Annotated in this window: 7 protein-coding genes; 4 read left to right on the forward strand and 3 right to left on the reverse strand. The window is 59.4% G+C overall.

Annotated features, from left to right (window positions below; all coding sequences use genetic code 11):
• Positions 1 to 560, reverse strand: a 560-nt coding sequence (locus tag JWQ61_RS13885) for a hypothetical protein (RefSeq protein WP_304361043.1), incomplete at its 3' end; no start/stop codon positions are given.
• 161 nt (positions 561 to 721) lie between these two features.
• On the opposite strand from JWQ61_RS13885, the gene JWQ61_RS13890 reads away from it, so the two are divergent.
• Positions 722 to 862, forward strand: coding sequence for a hypothetical protein (locus JWQ61_RS13890; RefSeq protein ID WP_304361044.1), 141 nt, complete (start codon positions 722 to 724; stop codon positions 860 to 862).
• A gap of 243 nt (positions 863 to 1105) precedes the next feature.
• Here the strand turns inward: JWQ61_RS13890 and JWQ61_RS13895 are convergent, their stop codons facing one another.
• Positions 1106 to 1510: a carboxymuconolactone decarboxylase family protein gene (locus JWQ61_RS13895; RefSeq protein WP_041741517.1), complete on the reverse strand. Its 405-nt coding sequence runs from the start codon at positions 1508 to 1510 to the stop codon at positions 1106 to 1108.
• Between the two features lie 17 nt (positions 1511 to 1527).
• Positions 1528 to 1923 carry a MerR family transcriptional regulator gene (locus tag JWQ61_RS13900; RefSeq protein ID WP_304361045.1) on the reverse strand — a complete coding sequence of 132 codons (396 nt, stop codon included), beginning with the start codon at positions 1921 to 1923 and terminating at the stop codon, positions 1528 to 1530.
• Positions 1924 to 2092: 169 nt separating this feature from the next.
• Here JWQ61_RS13900 and JWQ61_RS13905 point away from each other — a divergent pair, with 169 nt between their 5' ends.
• The 3 genes from JWQ61_RS13905 to JWQ61_RS13915 all read left to right on the forward strand — a co-directional run.
• Positions 2093 to 3118 carry an aldo/keto reductase gene (locus JWQ61_RS13905; RefSeq protein ID WP_304361046.1) on the forward strand — a complete coding sequence of 342 codons (1026 nt, stop codon included), beginning with the start codon at positions 2093 to 2095 and terminating at the stop codon, positions 3116 to 3118.
• Between the two features lie 125 nt (positions 3119 to 3243).
• Positions 3244 to 3912 (forward strand): response regulator transcription factor, encoded by a 669-nt coding sequence (locus tag JWQ61_RS13910; protein ID WP_304361047.1) that lies wholly within the window; start codon positions 3244 to 3246, stop codon positions 3910 to 3912.
• Positions 3909 to 4402 (forward strand): histidine kinase dimerization/phospho-acceptor domain-containing protein (locus tag JWQ61_RS13915; protein ID WP_304361048.1); only part of this gene is annotated, 494 nt, incomplete at its 3' end. The genes JWQ61_RS13910 and JWQ61_RS13915, both read left to right, overlap by 4 nt.

Consider the following 4402-nt stretch of genomic DNA (forward strand, 5'->3'; position numbering starts at 1 on the left):
TAGGCCGTGGTGCGGTATGCCGGACGCGTGCTGCAGAAAAAATCCCAGCCCACGGTTGCCGGCTTGTCGGCTGGCGCGGTCGGCACGGCCAGCGTGAGCGCGGCTGAGGTAAAGTGGCCGGCCGGAACGGTTTTGGGGTCGAGATGAAGGTTTTCTGCCACTCCGCCAAACAGGCGAAGTATTTCGCCAATGATCTTCGGATCGCGTTTGCCCTTGTCCGCGCACATGGCTGCGATGTGGTTTTTCGCGACAGTAAACGGCTGGTCCGAACTTCCAAGCAGGGCGGAGACGCCCGGGGTCCACATTTTCAGCTTGTTTTCAGCGACATAGGCGGCTCTGGCAGCATTCATGAGCGTCGCCATTTTCTGCTGGTCCCCGGAAGCAATCTGCTGGTTGACGGAGTTCAGGATGTTCAATGCGCAAGCGGCGATCTGGTTTGCCGTCGCACTTAAGTAGGGATCTGTATCGAACAGATTGCATAAGTCCCGCGCCATCTTGAATTCATTGACTGCCTTGTCAAGTTTGAGTTTGTCGACATTCGGTGCATTGAGCTTTTCCATGGATTACTCCTGTTATCTGGTGGATGTTTAAGAACCGGAGTCTTGCGACCTTCCTGTTCCTGATCCACCATACGGAGCTTGGCGCCTGGATTCCTGACCATTTATGGCTGTGCGCGCGAAGCCGCGCCTGCCTGCAAAAGCCTGGCTAGGAAACCGTTGGTATGGATAGCTGGGGGCGGGGAAAACGAATGGATATTTTGATTGTCTGGGCGAGGATGTTTGCCGACGGCAGGCGGGCCATCGTTTTTTCTTATATCCCTATCCAGAATCAGTATTTCCTGCTGACGGCGCTGCTCCCTTAAACTTCAGTCACAGCAGAGTTCAATGCATGCTCGTGTTGTGAGGGCCGCCACCATGGCCGCATGGCCTGACAGTCGGACACCTTATCGGGTGTTCACATGACAGGTTTTTCCGGATCATCATTCTGGGAATCGTATGGAAGATCGCACATGCGGCGTTGTCTGCCGTTATCCGGAATCTGTGCTGCAGCTCCGTCCTGATCAAACGGAGCGAGCCGGAATCACGAATAACCCCGGCTGCATTTTTTATTGTGTGTTTTCCTGGCGCCGGGCCAGCTCGTCGTGTTCGGCAAATACCTCTTTTGCCGCGAACATGCCGTTCAATGCCGCTGGAAAACCGGCATACAGCGCCATCTGCATGATCGTTTCGGTGATTTCCAGGCGCGACAGGCCGACGTTCAGGGCCGCCGCCAGATGTACTTTCAATTGCGGCTGGGCCGTGCCCATTGCGGTGAGCGCCGCCACTGTCGCCAGTTCGCGCTGCTGCAGGCTGAGGCCGGGGCGGGAATAGATCTCGCCGAAGCCGAATTCGATGACATAGCGCCCGAGGTCGGGAGAAATATCGGCCAGGCTGTCGATCACCTTTTCGCCGGCGATGTCGTCGACTTCCTTCAACCGTTGCAAACCTCTTTCATAAGTGCTTTGTTCCATGTGTTTCTCCAAGTGAGTCATTCGTGGTGGTCGGCCTGCAGCTGCTGTTCCATGCGGGCATACAGGGCGACCTTGTCGCGCAGCATGCCCAGCGTTTCCTGCAGCTCCAGCAGTTCAGCTTCCAGCGCAACCGTATGCTGCTCCAGCAATACCTTGCGCTCTGACACACTGCCAAGGCGGTCCCCCAGCCTGCGCAGTTCGGCATAACGCAGCATCTGCTGTATCGACATGCCGGTAGCGCGCAACTTGAGCAGGAATGCGATCCAGTTCAGGTCTTCCTGGCGGTACAGGCGATGCTGGTTGCTTTGCCTCGGGACAGGATCGATCAAGCCTATCTTTTCGTAATAGCGCAAAGTGTGGATGCTGAGTCCGGTGGCTGTCGCAGCTTGCTGGATCGTGATGGAAGTGGCCATGGAATAAAGTTTAGAAGTTAGAGTGCACTCTAGGTCAAGCATTTATTATCGCAGCACTGCAGTTTGTTCACCGCAATGGCCCGGTAAAAGCCGGGATAGGCATTACGGGATATGATTACCTGACCAGTTCCTCCTGCTTTATCCCATTTTTTTAAACGAAAGGCTGATCATGGAATACCGACGTTTAGGAGCATCCGGATTCAAGGTGCCGGCGCTCAGTTTCGGCACCGGCACGTTTGGCGGCAAAGGCGATTTTTTTGGCGCGTGGGGCAATACCGATGTCGCCGATGCAAGGCGGCTGGTCGACATTTGCCTTGATGCCGGCCTGACCATGTTCGACAGCGCGGACATCTACTCCGACGGCGTCGCCGAGTCGGTGCTGGGCGAAGCAATCAAGGGCCGGCGCGACCGCGTGCTGCTGTCGACCAAGGCGACTTTCCGCACCGGCGAGGGACCGAATGCGGTCGGCTCTTCCCGCTTCCACCTGATCCGGGCATGCGACGCCGCGCTCAAGCGCCTCGGCACCGACTACATCGATCTGTTCCAGCTGCACGGATTCGATGCCCTGACCCCGGTCGAAGAAGTGCTGTCGACGCTAGACGACCTGGTGCGCGCGGGCAAGATTCGTTATATCGGCGTGTCGAATTTCTCCGGCTGGCACCTGATGAAATCGCTGGCGGCGGCTGACCGTTACGGCTACCCGAGATATGTCGCCAACCAGGCTTATTATTCGCTGATCGGCCGCGACTATGAATCGGAACTGATGCCGCTGGGCCTCGACCAGGGCGTCGGCGCCGTGGTCTGGAGCCCTCTGGGCTGGGGCCGCCTGACCGGCAAGATCCAGCGCGGCCAGCCGCTGCCGGAGCAAAGCCGCCTGCACAAGACTGCGGACATGGGGCCGCCGGTGGCGGACGAGCTGTTATACCGGGTGGTGGACGCCTTAAAGGAAATTGCCGGGGAAACCGGCAAGACCATCCCGCAGATCGCCCTTAACTGGCTGCTGCAACGGCCCACTGTCGCCACCGTGGTGATCGGCGCCCGCAACGAGGAGCAGCTGCTGCAGAACCTGGGCGCCATCGGCTGGAACCTGAGCGTCGAGCAGGTCGCCAGGCTGGACGCCGCCAGCGCGGTGACCGTGGCTTACCCATACTGGCACCAGCGCGGCTTCACCGAGCGCAATCCGCTGCCGGTCTGATAGCCCGGTTGCGCCGTTATCGTTTTTCGCCATCAAGATTGCAAAAAAAATGCTGAAAACAGCTGCATCCTTATTAAAATCAGCGACTTAATTGTAAGCAACCGTTGCAGCTAAGGAAATCTCAAGTGCATATTCTTTTGGTGGAAGACGATTCGGTGCTGGCGGACGGCATCCTGCGCATCTTCAAAGGCCACGGTATGGTGGTCGACGTGGTACAGAACGGCAACGACGCCGATGCGCTGCTGCAGCGCACGGAAATTTCGGTGGTGGTGCTGGATATCGGCTTGCCGGGCATGGACGGCTTTGAAGTGATCCGCCGCCTGCGCGCGCGCGGCAGCCACATCCCGGTGCTGCTGCTGACCGCGCGCGATTCGGTGCAGGACCGGGTCTACGGCCTGGAGCTGGGGGCCGACGATTACCTGGTGAAACCGTTTGCCACCCAGGAGCTGGTGGCCCGGGTGCGCGCGCTGCTGCGCCGCAGTGCGCCGCAGCCGCTGGAGGTGCACCTTGGCGGGCTGTCGCTGAACACTTCGGCGCGGCGCGCAAAAATCAACGGCAAGGCGATCGAGCTGTCGGTGCGTGAGTGGGCGGTGCTTGAATACCTGCTGCAGCAGGCGTCGCGCGTCGTATCGCGGCAGCAGATCATCGACGCCATCCTGCCTTGGGGTGCGGAGCTGACGCTGAACGCGGTGGAGGTGTACATATCCAGGATCCGCTTGAAAATCGCCGATGCCGGCATCGAGATCCGCACCATCCGCGGTTTCGGCTACATGCTGGAAAAAACAGAAGCATGACCAGCATCCGAGTCAGGCTACTGAAGTGGCTGCTGGTCCCGCTGCTGGTGCTCAACCTGATTGGCGCCGGCCTGGCTTATTGGCTAGCCAGCAGTCCGGGCCGGACTGTTTTCGACCAGACCAGTATCTTGACGGGACTGGTATGGCTGGAGGCGGGGCTGGCGCTGGTGCTGGCTGCCGTCATCTGGCTGGCGCTCGGCAGGGGATTGCAGCCGCTGAAAAAAATGACCGCCGACCTCGAGGCACGCAGCGACGATGACTTGTCGGCGCTGGAGCAACGCCATGTGCCGCTCGAACTGAGCCCTGTGGTGACAGCCATCAACCGCCTGCTGGACAAGGTGCAGCAGGACGCCAAGGCGCAGCAGAATTTTCTTGCCAACATGGCGCACCAGCTGCGTACGCCGCTGGCCGGATTCCGCACCCAGCTGGAATGGCTACGGCAGAAGCACGCCGGCGAACCGGAGAGCGCGCACTCGATCGCGCTGATGAC

This window comes from Collimonas fungivorans, from assembly GCF_028292705.1.
Taxonomy (GTDB): domain Bacteria; phylum Pseudomonadota; class Gammaproteobacteria; order Burkholderiales; family Burkholderiaceae_D; genus Collimonas; species Collimonas fungivorans_B.

Excerpts from the sequence above, each read along its gene's own strand:
- JWQ61_RS13890 (WP_304361044.1), top strand. The coding sequence starts at position 722 with ATGGATAGCTGGGGGCGGGGAAAACGAATGGATATTTTGATTGTCTGG.
- JWQ61_RS13895 (WP_041741517.1), bottom strand. The coding sequence starts at position 1,510 with ATGGAACAAAGCACTTATGAAAGAGGTTTGCAACGGTTGAAGGAAGTC.
- JWQ61_RS13900 (WP_304361045.1), bottom strand. The coding sequence starts at position 1,923 with ATGGCCACTTCCATCACGATCCAGCAAGCTGCGACAGCCACCGGACTC.
- JWQ61_RS13905 (WP_304361046.1), top strand. The coding sequence starts at position 2,093 with ATGGAATACCGACGTTTAGGAGCATCCGGATTCAAGGTGCCGGCGCTC.